Source organism: Allochromatium tepidum, from assembly GCF_018409545.1.
In the GTDB taxonomy this organism is placed as follows: Bacteria; Pseudomonadota; Gammaproteobacteria; order Chromatiales; family Chromatiaceae; genus Thermochromatium; species Thermochromatium tepidum_A.
Genome location: NZ_AP024563.1, coordinates 815,785 through 837,944, shown reverse-complemented (window position 1 = coordinate 837,944; position 22,160 = coordinate 815,785). Strand labels below are relative to the sequence as shown.

General features: G+C 64.5%; 20 protein-coding genes and 2 pseudogenes. 9 read left to right on the top strand and 13 right to left on the bottom strand.

Annotation, left to right across the window (positions count from 1 at the left end):
• Positions 1 to 33: 33 nt before the first annotated feature.
• The 3 genes from Atep_RS03930 to Atep_RS03920 form a co-directional block, all read right to left on the bottom strand.
• Entirely contained in the window at positions 34 to 1,164 is a 1,131-nt protein-coding gene (locus Atep_RS03930) for a PD-(D/E)XK nuclease domain-containing protein (protein ID WP_213380366.1), read from the bottom strand.
• Between the two features lie 167 nt (positions 1,165 to 1,331).
• Positions 1,332 to 2,003, bottom strand: a complete 672-nt coding sequence (locus Atep_RS03925) for a DUF3334 family protein (RefSeq protein ID WP_213380365.1) — start codon at positions 2,001 to 2,003, stop codon at positions 1,332 to 1,334.
• A 98-nt stretch (positions 2,004 to 2,101) separates the two neighbouring features.
• Positions 2,102 to 5,467, bottom strand: a complete 3,366-nt coding sequence (locus Atep_RS03920; protein WP_213380364.1) for an ABC transporter substrate-binding protein — start codon at positions 5,465 to 5,467, stop codon at positions 2,102 to 2,104.
• 209 nt (positions 5,468 to 5,676) lie between these two features.
• On the opposite strand from Atep_RS03920, the gene Atep_RS03915 reads away from it, so the two are divergent.
• From Atep_RS03915 to Atep_RS03905, 3 genes are all read left to right on the top strand, one after another.
• Positions 5,677 to 7,575 (top strand): LTA synthase family protein, encoded by a 1,899-nt coding sequence (locus tag Atep_RS03915; protein ID WP_213380363.1) that lies wholly within the window; start codon positions 5,677 to 5,679, stop codon positions 7,573 to 7,575.
• A gap of 61 nt (positions 7,576 to 7,636) precedes the next feature.
• Positions 7,637 to 8,641: a tRNA dihydrouridine(20/20a) synthase DusA gene (dusA, locus tag Atep_RS03910; RefSeq protein WP_213380362.1), complete on the top strand. Its 1,005-nt coding sequence runs from the start codon at positions 7,637 to 7,639 to the stop codon at positions 8,639 to 8,641.
• A complete protein-coding gene (locus Atep_RS03905) occupies positions 8,638 to 9,513 on the top strand; it encodes a DMT family transporter (RefSeq protein WP_213380361.1) in 876 nt (291 codons plus the stop codon). Before dusA ends, Atep_RS03905 begins: the two co-directional genes overlap by 4 nt.
• On the opposite strand, the gene Atep_RS03900 is transcribed toward Atep_RS03905, so the two are convergent.
• Both Atep_RS03900 and Atep_RS03895 read right to left on the bottom strand, forming a co-directional pair.
• Entirely contained in the window at positions 9,485 to 10,774 is a 1,290-nt protein-coding gene (locus Atep_RS03900; RefSeq protein WP_213380360.1) for an EAL and HDOD domain-containing protein, read from the bottom strand. The two genes, Atep_RS03905 and Atep_RS03900, sit on opposite strands and share 29 nt — an antisense overlap.
• Before the next feature lie 147 nt (positions 10,775 to 10,921).
• Positions 10,922 to 12,565: a bifunctional aminoglycoside phosphotransferase/ATP-binding protein gene (locus Atep_RS03895; RefSeq protein WP_213380359.1), complete on the bottom strand. Its 1,644-nt coding sequence runs from the start codon at positions 12,563 to 12,565 to the stop codon at positions 10,922 to 10,924.
• A 161-nt stretch (positions 12,566 to 12,726) separates the two neighbouring features.
• Between Atep_RS03895 and Atep_RS03890 the strand changes: the two genes are divergently transcribed.
• Positions 12,727 to 12,927, top strand: coding sequence for a YgaP family membrane protein (locus Atep_RS03890; protein ID WP_213380358.1), 201 nt, complete (start codon positions 12,727 to 12,729; stop codon positions 12,925 to 12,927).
• 12 nt (positions 12,928 to 12,939) lie between these two features.
• Here the strand turns inward: Atep_RS03890 and rimO are convergent, their stop codons facing one another.
• Positions 12,940 to 14,304, bottom strand: coding sequence for a 30S ribosomal protein S12 methylthiotransferase RimO (gene rimO / locus Atep_RS03885; protein ID WP_213380357.1), 1,365 nt, complete (start codon positions 14,302 to 14,304; stop codon positions 12,940 to 12,942).
• Positions 14,305 to 14,477: 173 nt separating this feature from the next.
• Here rimO and Atep_RS03880 point away from each other — a divergent pair, with 173 nt between their 5' ends.
• The gene (locus tag Atep_RS03880) at positions 14,478 to 14,615 is read left to right on the top strand and encodes a hypothetical protein (protein ID WP_176975417.1); all 138 of its coding nucleotides are present in this window, start codon (positions 14,478 to 14,480) and stop codon (positions 14,613 to 14,615) included.
• A gap of 139 nt (positions 14,616 to 14,754) precedes the next feature.
• A complete protein-coding gene (locus tag Atep_RS03875; RefSeq protein ID WP_236786457.1) occupies positions 14,755 to 17,148 on the top strand; it encodes a phosphoketolase family protein in 2,394 nt (797 codons plus the stop codon).
• A 6-nt stretch (positions 17,149 to 17,154) separates the two neighbouring features.
• Here the strand turns inward: Atep_RS03875 and Atep_RS16455 are convergent, their stop codons facing one another.
• Both Atep_RS16455 and Atep_RS16450 read right to left on the bottom strand, forming a co-directional pair.
• Positions 17,155 to 17,433, bottom strand: coding sequence for a hypothetical protein (locus tag Atep_RS16455; protein ID WP_236786454.1), 279 nt, complete (start codon positions 17,431 to 17,433; stop codon positions 17,155 to 17,157).
• Positions 17,385 to 17,942, bottom strand: a complete 558-nt coding sequence (locus tag Atep_RS16450; RefSeq protein ID WP_236786452.1) for a protein kinase family protein — start codon at positions 17,940 to 17,942, stop codon at positions 17,385 to 17,387. Before Atep_RS16450 ends, Atep_RS16455 begins: the two co-directional genes overlap by 49 nt.
• A 199-nt stretch (positions 17,943 to 18,141) precedes the next feature.
• On the opposite strand from Atep_RS16450, the pseudogene Atep_RS16865 reads away from it, so the two are divergent.
• From Atep_RS16865 to Atep_RS03860, 3 genes and pseudogenes are all read left to right on the top strand, one after another.
• A pseudogene (locus tag Atep_RS16865) lies at positions 18,142 to 18,237 on the top strand (hypothetical protein); the annotation flags it as partial.
• Positions 18,200 to 18,466, top strand: a complete 267-nt coding sequence (locus Atep_RS03865; protein ID WP_272876317.1) for a type II toxin-antitoxin system RelE/ParE family toxin — start codon at positions 18,200 to 18,202, stop codon at positions 18,464 to 18,466. The pseudogene Atep_RS16865 and the gene Atep_RS03865, both read left to right, overlap by 38 nt.
• Positions 18,447 to 18,782, top strand: a complete 336-nt coding sequence (locus tag Atep_RS03860) for a helix-turn-helix domain-containing protein (RefSeq protein WP_213380356.1) — start codon at positions 18,447 to 18,449, stop codon at positions 18,780 to 18,782. The genes Atep_RS03865 and Atep_RS03860 overlap by 20 nt, the downstream gene beginning before the upstream one ends.
• 24 nt (positions 18,783 to 18,806) lie before the next feature.
• Here Atep_RS03860 and Atep_RS03855 read toward each other — a convergent pair.
• The 5 genes and pseudogenes from Atep_RS03855 to Atep_RS03835 all read right to left on the bottom strand — a co-directional run bounded on the left by Atep_RS03855 (position 18,807) and on the right by Atep_RS03835 (position 22,156).
• Positions 18,807 to 19,266: pseudogene (locus Atep_RS03855) on the bottom strand (vWA domain-containing protein).
• 69 nt (positions 19,267 to 19,335) lie between these two features.
• Positions 19,336 to 19,896, bottom strand: a complete 561-nt coding sequence (gene hybE / locus Atep_RS03850) for a [NiFe]-hydrogenase assembly chaperone HybE (RefSeq protein WP_213380355.1) — start codon at positions 19,894 to 19,896, stop codon at positions 19,336 to 19,338.
• A complete protein-coding gene (locus tag Atep_RS03845; RefSeq protein WP_236786449.1) occupies positions 19,886 to 20,458 on the bottom strand; it encodes a TorD/DmsD family molecular chaperone in 573 nt (190 codons plus the stop codon). Before Atep_RS03845 ends, hybE begins: the two co-directional genes overlap by 11 nt.
• Positions 20,459 to 20,575: 117 nt before the next feature.
• The gene (nrfD, locus tag Atep_RS03840) at positions 20,576 to 21,535 is read right to left on the bottom strand and encodes an NrfD/PsrC family molybdoenzyme membrane anchor subunit (RefSeq protein WP_213380353.1); all 960 of its coding nucleotides are present in this window, start codon (positions 21,533 to 21,535) and stop codon (positions 20,576 to 20,578) included.
• Between the two features lie 3 nt (positions 21,536 to 21,538).
• Positions 21,539 to 22,156, bottom strand: coding sequence for a 4Fe-4S dicluster domain-containing protein (locus Atep_RS03835; protein ID WP_213380352.1), 618 nt, complete (start codon positions 22,154 to 22,156; stop codon positions 21,539 to 21,541).
• Positions 22,157 to 22,160 lie beyond the last annotated feature (4 nt).

Here is a 22,160-nt window from a genome sequence, read left to right as displayed (position 1 = left end):
CCGCCGACTCCGACACCGGCAAGCGCCGGACACTCAGGGTGCATCCGCCGCCGGATCGAGCGCCTCACGCTGCACCAGCTCCCAGCCGCTGTAGAGCCGCACCAGGGCGTGCAGATGCGCCGGCCCCAGATGTTCGCGTACCCGCACATCCCCGGCATAGCGGCGTAACTGCGACCGCGCCGCCTCCATCAGCTCGGTGCGCCGCTTGGGCGTGTCTTCGGAACGCTTGACGTATTTCAGCTCGATCAGATAGGCATGGCGCATGTCCGGATAGCGGAAATAGAAGGGCGCCAGATAGAGATCGACGAAGCCGCCGCCCTGTTCCTGCTCGCTCCAGACCCGGAAGTAGGGCGTCAGATTGAGCCGGGCGAGCAGGAAGCTCCGGATCATCTTCTCGCCTTGCAGATAGTCGCGCACGCCGGCCTGCTCGGCGATGCGCTCGGCCAGATAGTCGAAGAACGGCTCCCAGTCGCCGTTGTAGGCCAGGCGGCTGAGCCGGTCGGCGATCTCCCAGGTCGCGGGTGTGAACACACCGGCCTCGGCGTAGCCCTCGCGCAGATAGCCGCACATGAGTTGGCGCACCGTCTGGTTGGGGATACGCAGTAGCGGCAGTCCACGCCGCTCGCCGGCGAAGGTCAGCAACCCCAGATAGTAGAGCAGCGAGATGAAGTTCTCGGATTGATGCAGGGCTTCGGCCGGAAAGCTGGTCTGGACGCGCCCGATCTGTTCGCCGGATTCGATGATGGTGCGCAGATGGCTGAAGTTACCGTTGAGCCGCCGGTCGATCTGTACCAGATGGCGCAGCTTGCCGTAGTCGATGCGGACGTTGTGGTCGATGAGTTCGCGCGGCGGCCGGCCTTCGGCCACCAGCGCTTTCAGGTAGTAGAGCGCCATGTCGCTGTTGACGATGGGCTCCCGGCACTCGTCCTCGAAATGATAGTGGTTGTACCAGGCGTCGATCACGGCGCGATGGGGTGCCGGATCCTGTCCGAAGGCGGCGAACAGAGTCTCCAACTCGGCGTGGTTGAAGCCGAGCAGGCCATTGAAGGTGGGATCCAGGCTGATGTTGTTGCCGATGTTGAAGCCGCTGGTCACATCATCCATCGTCAACGGTGAGACCCCGGTGATGAACAGCCGCGCCAGACCGCCGCCGGTGCGCCCCACGCTGAAAACCCCAGGCGCTTGAGTGCCCGACGCACCGTTTCGCGACTGACAAGGTGCCCTCGATCCGCTGTCCAGCGCGCCGGTGCCGTGTGCGCCTCCAACGACTCATGCGGCACCAACCGCCCCGTCTCGGCTTCGCGCTGCATCTCACTCAGACTGGACGTGGTTCAAAGCCCCAGTTCGTCGAGCAGGCTCTGATCGACGAGCGTCTGATTGCTCGTGCTCGCCAGTGTCTCCTGCCGGCCGATCTCCTCGACGATGCGATCCGGATCGGTCTCCTCGCGTTCGAACTCATGGAGCTGGATGAATTCGGTGCGATCCATCGCCAGTTCCATGTAGAAGACGTTGCGATTGGCGGTCGAGAAGGAGACGCGCCGCGCCTGGGCACGATCCAGATTGGTGTCGATACTGACCACCACCTCCTTGTTGATGGTGAGCATCTTGGGCTGGTTCTGATTGATCGAGACCAGCAGCTCACTGCCCACGTTGCCCGTGAAATCCCCGACGATCTGATTCATCAACTCACCGAGCATGTTGCCGACCTCTTCGGACGTATGCTGGGTGGCCAGTTCGGACTCCGGCATCCCCATGCTCATCATGTAGGCACGATAGATCTCCATGGCGGCCGGGGCCGAGAAGTTGATGATGACCAGACCCGAGAAGCTGCCGTCGAAGAGCACGAAGCAGCCGATGTCCGGCCGCAGACAGGTGCGCGTGATCTTCTGCACCATGGGCGAATAGGTGATCTGGGTCCGGGTGGCCACCGAGAGCACCTTCTTCACAGAGGTGCACAGCATCAGCAGTACGTCGTCGGTCGAGATCGCTTTTGTCTTTGCCACGATTCTTGGTTCCTGACTGGATCGGTAGTGTGTCGTTGAATATCGAGGCCGGACGGGAAGACATCCGGTGCCGCCCGATACGGTACGCCCTTTGGCCTTCAGCGTCGCGGATCGTCCCGGCCCCCATCCCAGATCGTCGGAAGCTGACCGGTATCCGGCGCAAAGGCCGTGATGAAGTTGTAACAGACGCGCGGATCCTCGGCCATTTCGAGAAAGTCGATCTTGCGCCCGTTGCCGCTAGGGACGAGCCGGGCATGGGTGATGTGCTCCATGTCGCGGAAGCCCATGCTCCAGCCGACGAAGGCGCGCTGCCGGATCCCGCCCTCGAAAACGATCCGCAGACTGTGATGCCGCGGATCGCGCCGGATCTGCTCCAGCAACGCCCGCACACGCGAACGCTGTCCCTCCAGGATCTGCATGAAGGATTCGCTGAAATAGAGCAGGAAGCCTGTGATGCCCTGGGAGCGATTGGACTCGCGCGCCTTTTCGAGCAACGCCTTCAGCTCGGACTCGTCCATGGGACGGGCGGCCTGACTGACATAGAGCAGCGAATAGAGATCGTCCGAGCCGGCCAGACGCCCGGCGGCGCCGGCTTCGTGCAGCAGGGCCAGGAACTCATCGGGCGACAGCGGACGATAGAAATGGAACCCCTGGACATAGTCGCATCCCAGATCGCGCAGATAACCGAACTGACTGGCGTTCTCGACCCCCTCGGCGATCACCTCGAGGTTCATGGCACGCGCCATGCTGCACACGGCATGCACGATGGCGCGGCTGTCGTGACGCTTGTCGAGTCCGTCGACGAACTCGCGGTCGATCTTGAGCTTGCTCAGGGGCAGACGCAGCAGTTGCGCCAGCGAGGAATAGCCGGTGCCGAAGTCGTCGACCGCCACCCGCAGCCCCAGTCCGGCGAGCTGGTGCAGCACGCTGAGATTGAAGATGACGTCGCTCATCAGCGAGGTCTCGGTCAGCTCCAGCAGGATGCGCTCGGGATCGGCCCCGGTCTCGGCCAGCATCCCCCGGAACTCCTCGACCAGTGATTCGTCGTTGAGCTGGCGTGCCGAGACGTTGACGCTGACATAGGGCGCCTCGACGCCGAAGCGGTCGCGCCACTCGCGTTCGGCCAGACAGGCCTGACGGAACACCCACTTGCCGATCGGCACGATCGAGCCGCTCATCTCGGCGATGGGGACGAAGTGCGCCGGCGAGACCTCGCCCCCGCTCGGGAACCAGCGCAACAGCAGTTCGGCGCCGCGAACGATCTGGCTCTGGGCGCAGAGGATGGGCTGGAACCGGACCTGGAACTCGTCGCGTTCGATGGCCTGACGCAGGCCGTTGATGATGTCGAGCCGCCGCCGCGCCTGTTCGTGGATCTCCTCACTGAAGAAGCGCCAGCCGTCGCGTCCCTGCTCCTTGGCCTGATACATGGCGGCATCCGCGTTGCGCAGCAGCTCGTCGGCGCTGTGGGTGGTGCCGTGCCCGATGGCCAGACCGATGCTGGCGGTGGCGAACAGGCGCCGTCCCGAGAGTTCCACCGGTTCGCGCAGCAGATCGTTGAGCCGGTCGGCCAGATTGGCGACCGCCGCCGGACTCTCGACCTGGTCGCAGAGCACCACGAACTCGTCGCCGCCGAGCCGGCCGATGATGTCGCCCGGACGCACATGATCGATCAGCCGCTGGGCGATCGTCTTGAGCAGCTCATCGCCGGCCTGATGACCGTGACTGTCGTTGACGAGCTTGAAGCCGTCGAGATCGATGAACAGCAGCGCCACGCTGTGGCCCTGCCGTTTGGAGCGATGCAGGGCGCGCTCCAGACGCTCGTGGATCATGGCCCGATTGGCCAACCCCGTGAGCGGATCGTGAATGGCACGCCAGACCAGATCCTCCTCGGCGAGCCGGCGCTCGGTGACGTCGACCATGGTCGCCACCATCACCCAGCGCTCCTCGATCCGGAACTTGGAGAGCGAGACCTCCACCGGAAAGGTCGAGCCATCCTTGCGATAGCCGCTGAGCTCGGGACGCTGACTCATGCGTCGCTCCAGCGTCGAGGCTTTCAGGAAGGCCTCCAGATGCGCGGCGTGGGCCTGACGGAACGCGGGTGGAATCAGTTCCTGGAGCGGCAGTCCGACCAGTTCCTCGACGCTGTAGCCGAACATGTCTCCGGCGCGCCGGTTGGCCTCCATGATGACGCCATCGGCCTCGACCGCCAGCACGCCGACATCGATGCTCGACAGGATGTGGTCGGTGGTCTCGGGCGGGCGTGGCGCCGAGAGTATCTCCTGATGCGGAACAGGGCGCGGGGACTCGCGGAGCCGGAGCGCTCCCGGATCCACCCCGTGACGATAGCGCTCCGGAATATGCGGCGGCAGACGCCCGAAGGTGGTGACGAGCTCGAAAGGGCCATCGAAGGTGGCGCGCGCCAGATAGGTGTTGACGTGGGCGTGATGGGTCGCCGGATCCATGCAGACAAGGCCCTGCGGCCCCTCGACCTCGACCTGCTCCAGGGCGTCGAGCAGTGCCTGGGTCTCCAGCGAGCCGGCCTGATTGGCGGCGCGGGCGAAGGCATGCACGCACAGATAGACGCCCTCGCCGAAATTGGTCAGTACGCCGTTGCCGTCGGGCCAGATCCCGGTGACCTCCGGGAGCTTGGCCAGGGCCGTCAGATAGCGCCGGTTGACCGGGGTGTCGAGCGCCATGAAATAGGTGTTGCAGGAATAGAAACCCTCGCGCACCTCGGGCGCGAGCGTGGCGGCCATGGCTTCGTCATAGTGCCCCATGACCACGGCCATGCGTCGTTTGAGCCCGAGTTGGGAGAAGCGCGTCAGCAGGCGCGCCTGTTCCGAACCGGCGAAATAGGGCACGAACACGTCCGCGCCCGAGCGGCGCACACGATCGAGGAGCTTGTCGATCGGCGCGCTCCCCAACGGCAGATATTCCTCGCCCACCACATCGCCGCCGAGCTCGCGCAGGGCGCGCGTGGCCGCATCGATCGAGCCGCGCGGCCATTCGTAGTTGCTGCCGGCGAAGAACATCTTGGGGCCGATCTCGCGCGCCATGTAGGGAATCATGCGCTCGATCTGTTGATTGGGCAGGGCGGCGAAATGGAAGAAATAGCGACTGTGGATGCTGCCCTCGTAGAACGAGAAGTTCAGATAGGGCACCTGACGCACCTCGGCGACCCGGTCGGCCACAGCGATGCGCGAGTTGGAGAGCAGATTGCCGATCAGGGCGGTGCAGCCGTGTTCGTCGAGCAGGCGCTTGGCGGCAGGCACGGCGGTCTCCGGCAGGCTGCCGTCGTCCTCGACGATCAGCTCCAGTCGTCGGCCCAGGAGGCCGCCGGCGGCATTGACCTCGTCACAGGCGATCCGACCGGCCCGGGCGATTTCCTGGCCGTAGATGGAGACCAGGCCGGTCAGTGGACTCAGGAGTCCCAGTCGAATCGGTTTGGCGGTCGAATCGGTCATGGATCGTCCAGACGCGGCGCGGCCGGGGGCGGCCGGCATCAACGGTGATGTCTTGAGACGAGGATTATAGGCAACTTGGCTGGTGCGCGGTTGGCCAATGCATCAATTACGGAAAAATGGCGATTTCGTTAAGATTGCAAGACATTTTTGTGACGATCCACTAGGATTTTCAGATCGCACTCTCCTGCTCCTGCCGTTTCGGAACGCCCATGAACTCCGTGCTCGCCTTCGTTCGTGCCCATTCGCGCGTACTGTCCTGGTGCGCGGCGCTGCTGTTCGTACTCGTCTGGCACTGGCTCGCCATCCGGGCCGGCGGCCGGTTCCTCCAGGTCAGCCCCTGGGCCTCGGCCTACACCCGCGATCTCGTCGCCCATCTGCTGCTCGGCGTGGTGCTGTTCGCGATGGCCCGCTCGCTGACGCGCTTCATGATCGCGACCATGGCCGTCTTCAGCGTGCTGACCTTCGGCAATGCCATGAAGCTCTCGACCCTGGGTGCGCCCGTGATGCCGGACGACTTCGCGGCGGCGCGCAACATGTTCCTGCTGCTCGACGGCTGGTCGCTGGTCGCCGCCGTGCTGCTGGTGTCGGTGCCGACCCTGCTGCTCGTCTGGTCGATCGACTGGAAACGCCGTTGGACTTGGGTCAATCTGGCGCTCGTCGGCGCGGCCGTCGGACTGGTCGTCAGCTTTCCGGCCGATCTGGTGCGGGCGATGGATCGGCATTTCGGGCACTCGGTCTGGAATCAGCCGGCGAACTATCAGTCGCGCGGTCTGCCGATCCATCTGCTCCAGGAGACCACGCGCGCGCTGGCACGGCGTGTGCCGCCGCCGACGGCGCCTGAGGTCGATCAGGCGCTGCGGCTGGTGGCGGGTGAGCGGGCGAGCGAGTTCGTCAAGGTCACGGAGAATACGGCCGGCGCCGGCTTCGCTCGACCCAGGCGCAATCTGCACATGATCGTCCTGGAGTCGTTCTGGGATCCGATGGCGCTGACCGCCTCCCGGCTCTCGGCCGACCCGCTCGATCCCGAGTTCCGTCGGCTCTGGGCGCAGGCCGGACACTCGCACCTGCTCGCGCCCGTCTTCGGCGGCTATACGGCCAACACCGAGTTCGAGATCCTGTGCGGCTTTCCGGTGACGGCGGACAATGTCTTCTTCGAGACCGGACTCAAACGCGACGTGCCCTGTCTGCCGCGTCATCTAGGCGAAGCGGGCTATCACAGTCTGGCCTCGCATCCGAATGCGGCCTCCTTCTGGAACCGGGTCAATGCCTATCGGCGCATCGGTTTCGAGACCTATTGGGCCGATCAGGACTTCGTGCTCGATGACATGAACCGGGCCTTTCTGAGTGATGAATCCATGTACCGGCAGGTCATGGAGCGGCTGCGTGGAGCCGGGACGCTTGGCGGGTCGCGTCCGGTGTTCAACTATCTGCTGACCTATTTCGGCCATCTGCCCTACCCGCTCAACGAACGCCGCCCGGCGGTCATCACGGCGGCCGAGGGGCACGAGGTCGTCGCGGCCTATGCCAATACGCTCTATTACAAATCGCGTGAACTCATGGCGTTTCTGCGCGAGCTACGGGCGGCCGATCCGGACGGCCTGATCGTGCTCTTCGGCGACCATCTGCCGGCGCTGACGCCGAACTTCGGCGGCTATACCGAATCCGGTCTGCTGGCCGGCCGGCGCGGCGAGTTCACCGACCCCATGTTCCGCACCCTGGTCGAGACGCCGCTCATCCTGATCGATGGGGAGCATGGGCCGGTGGCGGTCGGTGATATTCCGGCCTATCAGCTGCCGGCACTGCTGCTCGACCGGCTCGGCGATCAGCGGCCGAGCATCCTCAAGCTGGCCGCTCAGGCGGGCGAGTCCAGTCGCATCCGTCCGCTGCCCGGCGTTCACCTCGTCGTCGCCGCGGACGAGGATCGGGTCTGTCGCGGGGCCGAGACCGACGCCGCCGCGTGCAGCGAGTCGACGCGCCGGCTCCAGGCCGTCGAGACCCTGCGTACCGATCTCTTCAGCGGCAGTCAGCATACCTTGCTCGAATTGCATCTTCCCAATCGCCGCTTCCGCGCCGCCGCTGTGCAGTCTGGTTCGCAAACGCCGCTTTGAGCCTTTTTCGGTATGATGGGGCCAGCCATCCAGCTCGGCCCCCATCATTCCCGACACGCTCATGCCTCCGACGACAGACAGCTCCACACGACGTCTCGCGCTGCAAAACGCGAGACGTTTATCAATTGCGCCCATGCTCGACTGGACTGACGGACACTGCAGATACTTCCTGCGTCTGATCAGCCGCCACACCCTGCTCTATACCGAGATGATCACCACGGGCGCCCTGATCCACGGCGACCGGGAGCGCTTTCTGCGCTATGACCCGGCCGAGCACCCGGTGGCGCTCCAGCTCGGCGGCTCCGACCCCAAGGATCTGGCGCGCTGTGCGCGGATGGCCGAGGACTGGGGCTATGACGAGATCAATCTCAACGTCGGCTGCCCATCCGACCGGGTCCGGAACGGACGCTTCGGTGCCTGTCTCATGGCCGAGCCGGCGCTGGTGGCCGAGTGCGTGACGGCGATGCGTGCGGCGGTGCGGGTGCCGGTGACGGTCAAGCATCGCATCGGCATCGACGAGCGCGACAGCTATGCCGAACTCGTCGACTTCGTCGGTCGACTGAGCGAGGCCGGTTGCGATGCCGTCATCGTCCACGCGCGCAAGGCCTGGCTCAAGGGCCTGAGTCCGAAGGAGAATCGCGACATCCCGCCCCTGCGCTACGAGGTGGTGCGTGATCTCAAACGCGACTTCCCGTGTCTCCCGATCGTCATCAACGGCGGCATCGAGACCCTGGACGCGGCCGTCGACTTCCTGAGCGATCTCGATGGGGTCATGATCGGACGCGCGGCCTATCACAATCCCTGGATCCTGGCCGAGGCCGACCGGCGCGTCTTCGGCGACGATCACCCCCGGCCGACACGCCGGCAGGTGCTCGAAGCCTTCATCCCCTACGCCGAACGCCAGCTCGCCGCCGGTGTGCCGATGAGCGCCATGAGCCGCCATCTGCTCGGGCTCTTCCGGGGCCGGCCCGGTGCGCGTGCCTGGCGGCGACGCATCAGCGAACAGGCCCACCGGCCGGGCGCCGGGGTCGAAGTACTCGGATTCGGCGACTACGCACGTCCATGAGCTGGATCGCGCTGGCGCTGATCTGCGCCTTCACTCTGGCCAGCGCCGACGCGGCGGCCAAGGCCTGGTTGCGCGATCTCACGGCGAGCGAGCTGCTGGTGGTGCGCTTCTGCCTCCCCGGACTGCTGATGACGCCGTTGCTGATCGGGATGCCGCCGATCGCCGAACTGCCCTGGGCCTTCTGGGGCTGGATGGGCGTCATGCTGCCGCTGGAGATGGCCGCCATGTGGCTCTATGTGGCGGCGATCCGCGACCATCCGCTCTCGCTCACCCTGCCCTATCTGGCCTTCACCCCGGTGTTCGTGATCGGTGTGGCCTGGTTGCTGCTCGGCGAACAGGTCTCGGCACGCGGCGTCCTGGGCATCCTGCTGGTCGTCGCCGGGGCCTGGCTGCTCAACAGCGCCCATGCCCATCGGCGCAACTGGCAGGGCTGGGTCGCGCCCTTCGTCGCCATCCTCGACGAACCCGGATCACGGATGATGCTCGGCGTCGCCGCGCTCTATGCGCTCACGGCAACCCTGGGCAAGGGCGCGATGCGCTATCTGCCGCCCGAATCCTTCGGTGCCTTCTATTTCGCGCTGCTCGGGATCGCGGTCGCGGTGGTCATCGTCCTGCCGCGTCCGAGTCGGCTGGTGCGGCTCGCGCGACACCCCTGGGCCGTGCTGACGGTCGGCGGACTGCTCGGGATCATGGTCTTCACCCATTTCCTGGCGATCCAGAAGATCGAGGTCGCCTATATGATCGCCGTCAAACGCACCAGCCTGCTGTTCGGCATCCTCTATGGCGCGCTGATCTTCCGCGAGCCGGGGATGGCGGTGCGGTTGCCGGCCGGCGTACTCATGCTCAGCGGCGTGGTCGTGATCGTGCTCTGAGGTCGTCGCGGGGAGGATGGCGTTCCTGATCGTGTGCGTCGCGATCACCCGTCTCGACCTGCTGCTGGAGATCGCGCGCCCAGGCAAAGGCCTCGAGGAAATAGACGGCGAGCGTTTCGGCGTCCAGACCCGGCAGCGACTCATCCGAGGATCGCTCGTCGTCCTCAAAGCCCTTGGCATAGGCCAGGACGGCGCCGAGCAGTCCCTTGTGTTCGAGAATGGCCTGCTTGATGCGGAGATCCAGGGGCAGGTGTTCCAGGGCCTCGTGCAAGGGGATCAACAGGATCTCGTCGAGGTTGGAGAACAGGCCCACGGTGAAGAGCGCGTCCTTGTCCTGGCTGAAACGGCGTTCACCGACGATCTGACAGAAGCGCGCATAGGTCAGGGAGCGCGTGAAGCTGTACGGATTGACCGAGTCCAGTGACCCCAGGGTCAGGAGTGCCGCCCACTGGCGCACGGTACGCAGACCCACCAGGGAGATGGCCTGCATCATGGTCTGGATGGGACGCGCCTGAGAGACGGCGACATTGCCGATGAAGCGCAGCAGACGATAGCTCAGGGTGACGTCCTGACTGATGATGCGCTCGACCTCCTGCAAGCCGATGTCGTCGTCCTGCAGACGCGCCAGCAACCGCAGGGCCTGCACATGATTGGCGGGTGGGCGCTTGCCGGCGAGCACCTCGGGTCTGGCCAGGTGATACCCCTGGAAGAGATCGAATCCCAGACCGAGACAGTCCTGGAACTGCTCGTGCGTCTCGATCTTCTCGGCGAGCAAGCGCGGACGACAGGTCCGTGGAAGCGAAGCCAGCTTGGCCGTGATCGCAGCGCGATCGTCACCGAGCACGTCGAACTTGACGATCCGGGCGATCTCGAGCAGCGGATCCCATTCGGGCGAGTAGACGAAGTCGTCGAGGGCCAGCGTGAAGCCCAGACCGACCAGTGACCTGGCGGACTCGACCAGGGCGGGCGTGATCCGCACGGTCTCCAGGATCTCCAGCACCACCCGATCCGGCGGCAGGGTCCGGATGAGGTCGCTCTTCAGCAGGCCCTCGGTCAGATTCAGGAAGAGCAGCTTGTCGCGCCCGAGACGCTCCACACCGATGTCGGTGAAGGCGTTGAGGATGACCTGTGAGGTCGCCGCATCGGGGTCGATCGGGTCGTCCTCGAATCCGCCGAAGAGACCACGAAACAACAATTCGTAAGCGATTATGTGCTGGTCGCGGTCGAAGATCGGCTGTATGCCGAGAAATGTGTCTGACATCGCTCCCTCGTCGACCACAGGATAAGTGTATTGGAGATGACGGATATATTGTGACGCTTCGAGCACGAGCGCGCCAGACTCCAGGGAGACTCGCCGGGTCGAATCACCGCTGAGCGACCGGCCCACCCCGGATCTGGGCGCGCCGGCTCATGCCGAACCCCGCTGTCGATCCCGACTGGATTCGGCGGGCGGCACGTCGACATTAGGGTTTCGTTCCGGTGCCGGCTCGGCGGCGAGCAGTGCGCGCAGATGGTCGAGGATCTCGGGGAAGGCATTGTCGCGACTGGTATCGATGACGAGCGCGCGGCTGTGCTCCAGATCGCTCAGGGGCTGACGGCTCGCGTACTGACGCTCCAGCACCGAGAGATCGGCCTCGGAGACATCGGCCCCCTCCGCGAGGCGTCTCGCCACCCGTTCGCGCAGAACCTCCAGCGGAGCCTCCAGCGCGAGGATCGCGAATCCGGCCCGATGCCGATGCGCCAGGGCCGCGAAGTGCTCGCGCCGCCGGCGGGCGAGGAAGGTGGCATCGACCAGCACGTCGTAACCGCTGGCCAGGATGCCGTCGGCCAGACGATGCAGACGCTCGTAGGTCCAGTCGGTCGCGCGCGGGAAATAGATGCCGCGATCGATGCTGCTGGCGGTTCGCGCCAGCTCGCCCAGTCCGAACAGCCGCTTGCGCTCGATATCCGAGCGCAGATGGATCAGCGGCAGCGCCTCGCGCAGTCGACAGGACAGCCGGCTCTTGCCCGAGCCCGGCAGGCCGCAGGCGATCAGCAGATGCAGGCGGCGCGTCCGGGTGTAGGACAGGGCCAGATCCAGATAGCGTGCGAAGTCGTCGCGGAGGGACTGCGCTTCAGCGGTCGGCAGATCGCTCTGATCCCAACGGATCGCGAGCACCTTGGCCCGCACCAGGGCGCGATAGACCTTGTAGAAGTCGAGCACGGCCAAGGCGCCATAGTCACCGCTGCGTTCCAGATAGCGGTTGAGGAAGCGATGGGCCGCGCTACGCTCGCCCTCCTGCTCCAGATCCATGACGAAAAAGGCGATCTCGCTGGCGGTGTCGATCCAGCGCAGATTGGGGTTGAACTCGATGGCGTCGAAGATCAGGATTCGGTCGTCGACGAGGGCGATGTTGCCGCGGTGCATGTCGCCATGACACTCGCGCACGAAGCCCTCGGCACGGCGCTGCTCGATCACGGGCGTCAGTGTCTCGAAGCGGGCGCGGATCCAGGTTTCGAGAGACTCCAGACGCGCCTGCGCCTCAGGATCGTCGAGACGGGCACGGATCTGGGTCAGATTCTCCAGCATGGGTTCGAGCACCCGCGCGGGCGTGCCGAAACCGCTGCTCGGACCGGCCGGGGGGAGGCCGGCATGGAAGTCGGCGATGTGCTCGGCCAGCCGGGTCATGAGCTCGGCCGTCACCGGCCGGCGGTCGAGCAGGGCCGACTGCGGGAAGCGGCGCATCCGGACGCCGTATTCCAGGATCGGCCCCGTGCCGTCGATGCGCGGCGCATCGAGCGTGCCGTTGACCGTGACGACGTCCAGATAGAGATCGGGGGCCAGACGGCGGTTGAGCCGCAGTTCCTCCGCGCAGCAGAACCGGCGCCGCTCCAGGGTCGAGAAGTCGAGAAAACCGAGATCCAGCGGCTTCTTGAACTTGTAGGCGTACTCACCGGCCAGCAGCACATGCGAGATATGGGTCTCGATGTGCTCGACGCCGTCGACCTCGTGCGGATAGGCCCGAGGGTGCCGCAGTGCCTCGATCAAAACGGACAGATCGTCGTGCTTCATCGCCCTACCTCGTGACCCGACACGCGCCGGAGTGCGCGCACGAACGAATGTCCGTGCACGATGATGTGTCGCGGCTGGAATCCGGGCTCGGTTGAACAAGGCCGCCTCGACTCAGTAAGATCCGACCGCCATCCATCCCACTATCAAGTGTAGAGAATTCCATGTCGATCGAACGCATCGTTTTCGCCGTCGCCGGCGGCTTCATCCTGATCTCACTGTTGCTGGCCCATTTCGTCAGCCCCTACTGGCTGTGGTTCACCGCCTTCGTCGGCGCCAATCTGTTCCAGTCGGCCTTCACCGGCTTCTGTCCGCTGGCGCTGATCCTCAAGAAGCTCGGCAAGCAGAGCGGGCCGGCGTTCTGAGACTGACGCCCGTCACTCCTCGTCCTCGACCGGCTGCGCCCAGAGGTCGTGTTCGCCGGCTTCGGTGATCACGACCTCGATGAAGTCGCCCGGATCGATCTCCCAGGCGCCCTCGATGATGACCTCGCCGTCGATCTCGGGGGCGTCGCCGTAACTGCGGGTGATGATGGCGTCTTCCTCCACCACGTCGACCAGCACCGTGAGCCGCTGTCCGACGCGCGCGGCCAGTTTCTCGCGGCTGATACCGGCCTGCACCTCCATGAAGCGCTCTAGGCGCTCCTGTTTGAGCGATTCCGGAACCGGGTTCGGCAGTTCGTTGGCCGCCGCGCCCTCGACCGCTGAATACGGAAAGCAGCCGACCCGGTCGAGCCGCGCCTCGCGCAGGAAGTCCAGCAGGCGTTCGAAATCGTCCTCGGTCTCGCCGGGAAAGCCGACGATGAAGGTACTGCGCAGCACCAGTTCGGGACAGTCGGCGCGCCAGCGGGCCAGACGGTCCAGCACCTTCTCGGTCGCCGCCGGACGGCGCATGGCGCGCAGGACCGACTCGCTGCCATGCTGGAGCGGCATGTCCAGATAGGGCAGGATCACCCCATCGGCCATCAGCGGGATGAGCTCGTCGACGTGCGGATAGGGATAGACATAGTGCAGCCGGATCCAGGCCGGCAACTCGCCGAGCGTCCGCGCCAGTTCGGTGATGTGAGTGCGTAGCGGACGCCCGCCCCAGAAGTCGGGCCTATGCCCCAGATCCTGTCCATAGGCGCTGGTGTCCTGCGAGACCACCAGCAGTTCGCGCACCCCGGATTCGACCAGACGTCCGGCCTCGTCGAGGATCTCGCCGATCGGGCGGCTGACCAGAGCGCCGCGCAGACTGGGGATGATGCAGAAGCGGCAGCGGTGGTTGCATCCTTCCGAGATCTTCAGATAAGCGTAATGACTGGGCGTCAGACGCACGCCCTGCGGCGGGATGAGACTGGTGAAGGGATCGTGCGGGGCCGGCAGATGCGCGTGCACGGCGATCATCACCTCTTCCAGCGCGTGCGGGCCTGTGACGGCCAGCACCTCGGGGTGACGCTCGCGCACCAGTTCCGCGCGCGCGCCGAGACAGCCGGTGACGATCACCCGTCCGTTCTCGTCGAGCGCCTCGGCGATGGCGTCCAGGGACTCATCGACCGCCGAATCGATGAAGCCGCAGGTGTTGACGATGACCAGATCGGCCTCGGCATGGGTCGGCTGGAGCCGATAGCCCTCGGCACGCAGCCGGGTGAGGATGCGTTCGGAGTCGACCGTGGCCTTGGGGCAGCCGAGACTGACGAAGCCGACACGCGGGGCCAGTCCGTGCGGATGGACCGCGCTACTGGAGCTGGATGAGGTCTTCAAGGGATGACGATGCCTGGGGTTGAGAAATGCACGGAAGGAACCATTGAACCTGGCGCGAACTTGGGTAAGGATAGCGCGGCTTTTGAAGGATACCCGAGATCGATCACCGCTCCGGCCCGTCCACGGGCGAGCCGAAGCGCCATTCACACACAGACGAGCGGACAGAGAGACTGATGAGAAGCTGTAAACTCTGCAAGTACAGTCGGATCTGCAACGACCTGCCGGGCATCTGCATTCTACTCCCTTACGTGGCCATCGCCGTGGTCACGGTCGCGCTGGGCTATCTGTTCGTCACCCAGGAACTGATCTGAAAGCTGTCGGACGCGCCTTTGTCGGCGGTCGTCGTCTCCTGAGGTCGAACGATCAGGCGGTCCGATCATCAGAAGGTCACGATCGGCCTGTATCGTATTTCGATGTGATCTCAACCCGGACTCAGGAGCAAAAAACAGGATGACCATGACGCACGACACCACGCCCGCGACCGCCACCCCGCTCACGCCCGAGCAGCTCGACCGGATCGACGCCTACTGGCGCGCCTGCAACTATCTGGCCGTGGGCATGATCTATCTGCGCGACAATCCGCTGTTGCGCGAGCCGCTCAAGCCGGAGCACATCAAGAAGCGACTCCTGGGCCATTGGGGCGCGAGTCCCGGACTCTCCTTCATGTATGTGCATCTCAACCGGATCATCCGCGAGCGCGATCAGGACGCGATCTTTCTCGCCGGTCCGGGGCATGGCGCACCGGGGGTGCTGGCGCCTGTCTATCTGGAAGGCACCTACTCCGAGATCTATCCCAACAAGAGCGAGGACGAGGAGGGTCTGAAGGCGTTCTTCAAGCAGTTCTCGTTCCCCGGCGGCATCGGCTCGCATTGCACGCCCGAGACGCCCGGTTCGATCCACGAGGGCGGCGAGCTGGGCTACTCGATCTCACATGCCTTCGGAGCGGCCTTCGACAATCCGGACCTGTTGGTCGCGGTGGCGGTCGGCGATGGCGAGGCCGAGACCGGGCCGCTGGCGACCTCCTGGCATTCGAGCAAGTTCCTGAATCCCATCCGCGACGGCGCGGTGCTGCCGATCCTGCATCTCAACGGCTACAAGATCAACAATCCGACCCTGTTGTCGCGCATCCCGGATGAAGAACTGGCGAGCCTGATGCGCGGCTACGGCTGGACGCCGCATTTCGTCGCAGGCGACGATCCGCTGACCCTGCATCAGCAGATGGCCGCCACCCTGGACGCCTGTCACGACCAGATCCGGGCCATCCAGCAGGACGCGCGTACCAGCGGTGAGGCCACGCGCGCCCACTGGCCGATGATCGTCTTGCGCACGCCCAAGGGCTGGACCGGGCCGTCCGAGGTCGATGGGCACAAGGTCGAGGGATTCTGGCGCGCGCATCAGGTGCCGCTCTCGGGGATGCACGACAATCCGGCGCATCTCAAGCAACTCGAAGACTGGATGCGCAGTTACAAGCCCGAAGAGCTGTTCGACGCCCAGGGCCGACTGATCCCCGAACTCAAGGCACTCGCGCCCCAAGGGACCAAGCGCATGAGCGCCAGCCCGCACGCCAACGGCGGACTGCTGCGCCGCGCGCTGCGGATGCCGGATTTCCGCGACTATGCCATCCGCGTCGACAAGCCCGGTACCGCGCGCGCCATGAACACCAAGCCGACCGGCGCGTTGCTGCGCGATGTGATGGCGCGCAACCCGGACAACTTCCGCGTCTTCGGCCCGGACGAGAACACCTCCAACAAGCTCGATGCGGTCTATGAGGTCAGCAAAAAGCTCTGGCTGTGCGACTACAGGCCCGAGGATGCCGACGGCGGCGAACTCTCACCCGACGGGCGCGTGCTCGAAATGCTCTCCGAGCATACGCTGGAAGGCTGGTACGAGGGCTATATCCTCACCGGGCGTCACGGCTTCTTCGCCACCTATGAAGCCTTCGTCCATGTCATCGACAGCATGTACAACCAGCACGCCAAGTGGCTGTCGATCTGCGAGGACATCCCCTGGCGCGCGCGCATCTCCTCGCTCAATCTGCTCATCACCTCGACCGTCTGGCGGCAGGACCACAACGGTTTCACCCATCAGGATCCGGGTTTCCTCGATGTCGTCGTCAACAAGAACCCCGAGGTCACGCGCATCTATCTGCCGCCGGACGTCAATACCCTGCTCTCGACGGTGAACCACTGTCTCCAGAGCCGTGACGACATCAATGTCATCGTCTGTGACAAGCAGAACCATATCCAGTATCTGGACATGGACGCGGCCATCAAGCACTGCACCAAGGGCATCGGTATCTGGGACTGGGCGAGCAATGATCAGGGCACGGAACCGGATGTGGTGATGGCCGGGTGCGGCGATATCCCGACCAAGGAGGCGCTGGCGGCCACGGCGCTGTTACGTGAGCACTTCCCCGACATCAAGATCCGCTTCATCAATGTCGTGGATCTGTTCAAGCTCCAGCCCGCCGGTGAGCATCCGCATGGGCTGTCGGATGCGGACTTCGACAGTCTCTTCACCAAGGATCGCCCGATCATCTTCAACTTCCACGGCTATCCCTGGCTGATTCATCGACTGGCCTACCGGCGCACCAATCACAAAAACCTGCATGTGCGCGGCTACAAGGAGAAGGGCAACATCAACACGCCGCTCGAACTGGCGATCAACAACGAGATCGACCGCTTCAGTCTGGCGATCGATGTCATCAACCGGGTGCCGCGGCTCCAGGTCGCCGGGGCGCATGTGAAGGAAAAGCTGCGCGACCGGCAGATCGAGTGCCGCAACTACGCCTATGATCACGGCATCGACAAGCCGGATGTCGATGAGTGGGTGTGGCCATTCTGAGCGCGTTCACGCCTTGACCATCTGCACCACGACCAACCGTCCGCCCTCGCCCCTGGCCGGCAGGATCTGCTGGCCATCCTTGAGCTCGACCCGGTCGCCGACCGGAACCGCCGTCCGGTTGGAGACGTCGAGCAGATCCGGCAGCCCCTCGTTGACCAGCCGCCAGCGTCCTTCGTGCAGGACGAAATAGCCGACGCGCCGTTTCTGGTCTTCGGTGAGCTTCTCGTTGGGCGCGATCAGGGTGTTGGCGTGCCAGTGGAACAGCGACTGGCCGGTCCAGACCATGAGCCGGTGGTCGTCCGGTCGGAACTGGCCTTCCTTGCGCGATGAATAGAGGTTTCGGTCTCGCGTCGGGGCAGATGACGCGCCGGGTCGTCCTTGGGCAGATGGCTGGTCGTCACCACTTCCGGGGCGATGAAATCCGGCGTGCCGACCACGTCGGGCGGATACTTGCCCGGCACCACCAGGCCGTCGACGTCGATGACGCAGGATCGGCCGCGCGAGGGGTCGATCAGGACGTTCTTGTAGGACAGGTCCGAGTGCGCCAGTCCGGCCATGTGCAACCGGCGCACGGCGCGCGCCGGCAGCAGACAGGCGCGGAGATGGCCGAGCCAGTCGCCCAGTTCGCGCGGTTCCATGAAGCGGTTGCGCAGATTGGCGGCGGCGAACCATTTGCCTTCCTTCTCACGGCCCCGGATCTTGAGGACGTCGCCGTTCCTGGAGCCGTGCTCGAAGAAGAAATGACGCGGATAGGCGGGCGCGACCAGCCCGAGCCGGCCTTCGTGCTCCAGCATCGCGGTCGGCCAGCAGAAAAGGTTGCGCCAGTAGTCGCCGCCGGTCTGCTCGAAGATGCTCTCGCGATACTTGCCGTGGTTGCTGATCCCATTTCACGCAATCCGATATCTGCTTTGTTTATACCACTTACGATATAATTCCTCGCATGACTGATCGACAAAAACCCCTGTTGTGGGTCGGAAGCAGCAAAAAGATCTGATGGAACTTCCGCTCAGGGTGCGGAAGTTCTTCGGTCATGCGCTGGATTTCGCTCAACATGGCGAACGGCACGCGGCGGCCAAAGTTCTCAAGGGATTCGGCGGCGCCGGCGTCCTGGAGATCGTCGAAGACGATACCGGCGGCACCTACCGTGCCGGTCTACACCGTCGAATTCGCCGAAGCCGTGTTCGTGCTGCATTGCTTCCAGAAGAAGAGCAAGAGCGGGATCTCGACGCCAAAAGCAGACATCGAGCTGATTCGCGCCCGGTTGAAAGTGGCCGAAACGATTGCACAGGAACTGAGACATGACAACACGCATCATTGAAGGCATCGAGGTCGAAACGAGTTCAGGTAATGTCTTCGCGGATCTTGAACTGCCCGAGGCCGAAAAGCTTAAGATCAAATCCGGTCTGGTGATCGAGATCACCCGTGCCATCCGCCGACTCGGTCTCACGCAGGAACAAGCCGGTCGTCGCATGGGAATTACTCAACCCAAGGTATCGGCCCTGCTGCGAGGCCAATTCGCCAACCTGTCCGAGCGCAAATTGATGGAATGCCTGACCCGGCTCGGTTACGACATCGAGATCAAGGTCAAACCGACATCCGCACCAGTCGGCCACCTGACGATTGCCGCCGGCTGATTGCCGATCCGCGAACCTGACTGGCTACAGCACGAGCTGCACCTCGGCCGGCGGCGGAGGCAGCGTCACCCGCCCTTCCAGCCCGGCGCTGCTCGACCCGACCGCGACACTGGCCGAGACCCATTTGAAGAACCCCGAGAAGGCCGCCGCGTCCAGGGTGTCGAGCCGCACCACCCGATCGGTCAGCTCGCGCAACGCCTCGTCCTTGGCCTTGGGACCGGCGGCACAGGCGACGATGGAGCCGAAATGACGCCTGTGGATCTCGGGGATGGCGTGACGATAGGCGAGCAGATCCGACGGGCTGCCGTCGGTCATGACGAAGAGCAGCGGCCGCCAGTCGCCCTTGGCCTCGTTGGTGCTCTTTCTGACGTCGCGGGCGCAGGGTCGAGACCAGGAGCTGCACGCCGTTCTTCACCGCCTCGATCGGCTCGCCGCTCATCGAGTAGGACGTGTCGAGCAACAGATAGACCGGAAGTCTTCGCATCGGGTTCGTCTCTCCAGCATGGTTCGGACGATCCGTTTGTAGCAGATGGTGTCCGGGATGACCAGCCGATCAATCACCCGGCTTCAGGCGCCGGAAGAGCTCGCGCCGCGAGATCTCCTTCTGCATCGGGCAATCGCGGCGTGCGGCTTCCATGTTTTCGTCGCGCACGCGGATGACCTCGCTCCAGCGCTCGAAGACGGCATCGGCGTCGCGATAGGGTTCCATGTTCAGACACAGCGGTTGCAGCAGGTAGTGCCCGAGTTGGTCGTGATAGCCGAGATGGGCCTGTTGCGACTGGCCGAACAGATCGAAGGTCAGACGCGGCCCCAGAACCAGATACCTGGCTTCCGTGCGTTCGGCAGCCGACCAGCCTTCGGGCAGCGCGAGCGATGGCGCACGGTCGGGGAACAGCAGACGCGCCAGCATCCAGGGCGTCAGCAGCAACAGCACGCGCCAGTCCTCGACCCGACGCAGGGCGCGAACCTCGATCGGCAGGGCGAGGTTGAGCATGGGATCGCCCGCCAAGGTCTCGGCGAGAATACGCGCGTGGACCGTGACGACCGCCGCGCTCAGTGCCTGATCTTCGGCGAGATCTTCGGAGCAGAGACACCACGCGGCTTCAGACGTCATCCGAATGCTCCGACGTTCGATCCTCGTCCGTCGAACAGAGTCGCGCCAAACGCTCGCCGAGACCGCGATACAGGGCCAAGTCCGCCTGTGTCTGTAGATCGCGGGCAAAACGCGGCAGCCAGCGACATAGATGGTTGCTCCACAGCTCGGCGGCCAGCGTACCGGCCGAACAATCCGTGTCGCCCTCACCCGACCCCGCATCCAGCAGATAGGCCGCGAACTCCAGTTGCGTGCCCAGATAGTCGGGCGGCACTTCGCCCGATTCCAAACCGGCACGCCGATAGAGTCCCTGGAGATCCGGCGCCGCCGTGCCGCCCATGTTGCCCTGCCGATAGGCCGACTCGAAGGGCGGACAGGGCGTCTTGGGATAGCCGCTGACGAACAGCCGCGTGTGCTCGGCCTGCCAGCGCTCCGGCGGCAGGGATTCCAGCTCGGCGATCGGCTCCGCGAGCCAGGGTTCTTCGTCGGCGATCTCGCGCAACGCTTCCAGGGCATCCGTCTCAGGCATCGCCAGCAGCATAGCCAGTCGGCGCAGATGGCTTGGATCCCGGTCGAATGTCATCGAATGGTCTTGGGTGATGTCCAGAACACGCATCCTCGTAGGAGCACCTGAGAAGATGGGCATCGCGTTCGCTCTGCCCATCCTGCGACGGGTCGATTCTTTAACCTGGATCTCACCTCACCAGGGATAGGCATAGACCCCGGCATACATGAAGTAATGCCGCAGCAGATAGCCGCCCGCCAGCACCAGCACCGCCGCCGTCAGGATCGGCACCCGGCTGCCCCAGCCGCGCATCACGCCCTTGAGTTCCAGCAGGAAGGGCAAGATCAGACCGAAGCCGATGAAGCCGATCAGCCAGCCGTAGTCGTTCCACAGTAGCTCCAGCGAGCGCACGGCCGACTCCGAGCCGTTCTTGAGATACTGGTAGAGCGAGAACAGGATCACCAGCTCGGCGGCGATCAGCACCAGATCGATGCGCTCATAGAGCACCCGCACGTGCTCATCGGCCTGATCGTGCAGCAGGGTATACATCAGCACCAACAGGAACGCCATCGCGGTCGAGAAGGCCGAGACCGTGAACAGCAGCGGCACCGCCGGATTGTGCCAGAGCGCGACCGCCGGGAAGGATTGCAGCAGCAACCCCGTGTAGACCGCCACGCCCACGCCATTGATGACCGCCAGCCAGCCGACACTGCGATGGAACCGCTGCACCAGCTTGGAGGTACCGATGACGAACGGTTTGTCGATCAGGTCGCGGATGCCCGGCACCCTGTGCGGAAACTCGGTCTCGCGCACATAGGGCAGCGCATAGAGCACGCCCCAGACCATCATCCAGATGATGAACTGCGTGCCCCAGGCGATCCAGGCGCTCGACTGATTGAGCATCGCCATCGGATTGAGCACGGTCAGCACCGCCGTCTTGTCGAGCAGATGGCCGAACAGCATCAGCGAGCCGAGCGCCAGCAGCACCACGCCCGCGCCCGCGCCCCAGATCACCAGCGCGCGGTTGGGCTTGAGATACATATCGGTCAGAAAGGTCACGGCCAGCGTCGCCGCGCCGAGACCGCCGAAGTAGAGATAGATGGCGAGCCACCAGGTCCACATCTCCTGGGTCGCATAGGTCATGTTGACGTCCATCGTTCAGCCCCTCCAGCGGATATCGTCGATGTAGTAGACATTGGGCCGGGTGCCGATGTGCGGCATCAGCGCCCGCGCCGCACCGCTCGCCACCATTTGGGCCACCGGATCATTGGGATCGTCCAGATCGCCGAACATCCGCGAATAACCGACACAGGTCTCGACGCAGGCCGGCTTGCGTCCCTGCTCGACCAGATGATCGCAGAAGGAACACTTGTCCATGCTCGGACTGGTGCGCCGATAGTCCGAGCCGTAGAACTCGCGTCCCTCGCGCATGTCGCGCCGGGTGACCGGAACGCGCGCATGATAGGGACAGGCCATGGCGCAGGCGCCGCAGCCCATGCACAGATCCTGGTCGACGAAGACGATGCCGTTGGCCTTCTTCCGGGTCGCGCCGGTCGGACAGACGGTCATGCAGGGCGGGTTGTCGCAGTGGTTGCACAGCCGCGGGAAGAAGCGCCGCTGCACGTCCGAGCCGAGACCGATCTCCTTGTCGTGCACATAGGTACGCCACTTGTTCTTGTCCCAGACCGGGGTCTGGTTCTCCATCGCGCAGGCGGCCATGCAGGCGTTGCAGCCGACGCAGGTGTTGAGGTCGATGACCATTGCATAGTGAGTCATGGAT

Coding starts and splice junctions, on each gene's coding strand:
- Atep_RS03920 (WP_213380364.1), bottom strand. CDS start 5,467: ATGACCGATTCGACCGCCAAACCGATTCGACTGGGACTCCTGAGTCCA.
- Atep_RS03915 (WP_213380363.1), top strand. CDS start 5,677: ATGAACTCCGTGCTCGCCTTCGTTCGTGCCCATTCGCGCGTACTGTCC.
- dusA (WP_213380362.1), top strand. CDS start 7,637: ATGCCTCCGACGACAGACAGCTCCACACGACGTCTCGCGCTGCAAAAC.
- Atep_RS03905 (WP_213380361.1), top strand. CDS start 8,638: ATGAGCTGGATCGCGCTGGCGCTGATCTGCGCCTTCACTCTGGCCAGC.
- Atep_RS03900 (WP_213380360.1), bottom strand. CDS start 10,774: ATGTCAGACACATTTCTCGGCATACAGCCGATCTTCGACCGCGACCAG.
- Atep_RS03895 (WP_213380359.1), bottom strand. CDS start 12,565: ATGAAGCACGACGATCTGTCCGTTTTGATCGAGGCACTGCGGCACCCT.
- Atep_RS03890 (WP_213380358.1), top strand. CDS start 12,727: ATGTCGATCGAACGCATCGTTTTCGCCGTCGCCGGCGGCTTCATCCTG.
- Atep_RS03880 (WP_176975417.1), top strand. CDS start 14,478: ATGAGAAGCTGTAAACTCTGCAAGTACAGTCGGATCTGCAACGACCTG.
- Atep_RS03875 (WP_236786457.1), top strand. CDS start 14,755: ATGACCATGACGCACGACACCACGCCCGCGACCGCCACCCCGCTCACG.
- Atep_RS16455 (WP_236786454.1), bottom strand. CDS start 17,433: ATGGTCTGGACCGGCCAGTCGCTGTTCCACTGGCACGCCAACACCCTG.
- Atep_RS16450 (WP_236786452.1), bottom strand. CDS start 17,942: ATGCTGGAGCACGAAGGCCGGCTCGGGCTGGTCGCGCCCGCCTATCCG.
- Atep_RS03865 (WP_272876317.1), top strand. CDS start 18,200: ATGGCGAACGGCACGCGGCGGCCAAAGTTCTCAAGGGATTCGGCGGCG.
- Atep_RS03860 (WP_213380356.1), top strand. CDS start 18,447: ATGACAACACGCATCATTGAAGGCATCGAGGTCGAAACGAGTTCAGGT.
- hybE (WP_213380355.1), bottom strand. CDS start 19,896: ATGACGTCTGAAGCCGCGTGGTGTCTCTGCTCCGAAGATCTCGCCGAA.
- Atep_RS03845 (WP_236786449.1), bottom strand. CDS start 20,458: ATGACATTCGACCGGGATCCAAGCCATCTGCGCCGACTGGCTATGCTG.
- nrfD (WP_213380353.1), bottom strand. CDS start 21,535: ATGGACGTCAACATGACCTATGCGACCCAGGAGATGTGGACCTGGTGG.
- Atep_RS03835 (WP_213380352.1), bottom strand. CDS start 22,156: ATGACTCACTATGCAATGGTCATCGACCTCAACACCTGCGTCGGCTGC.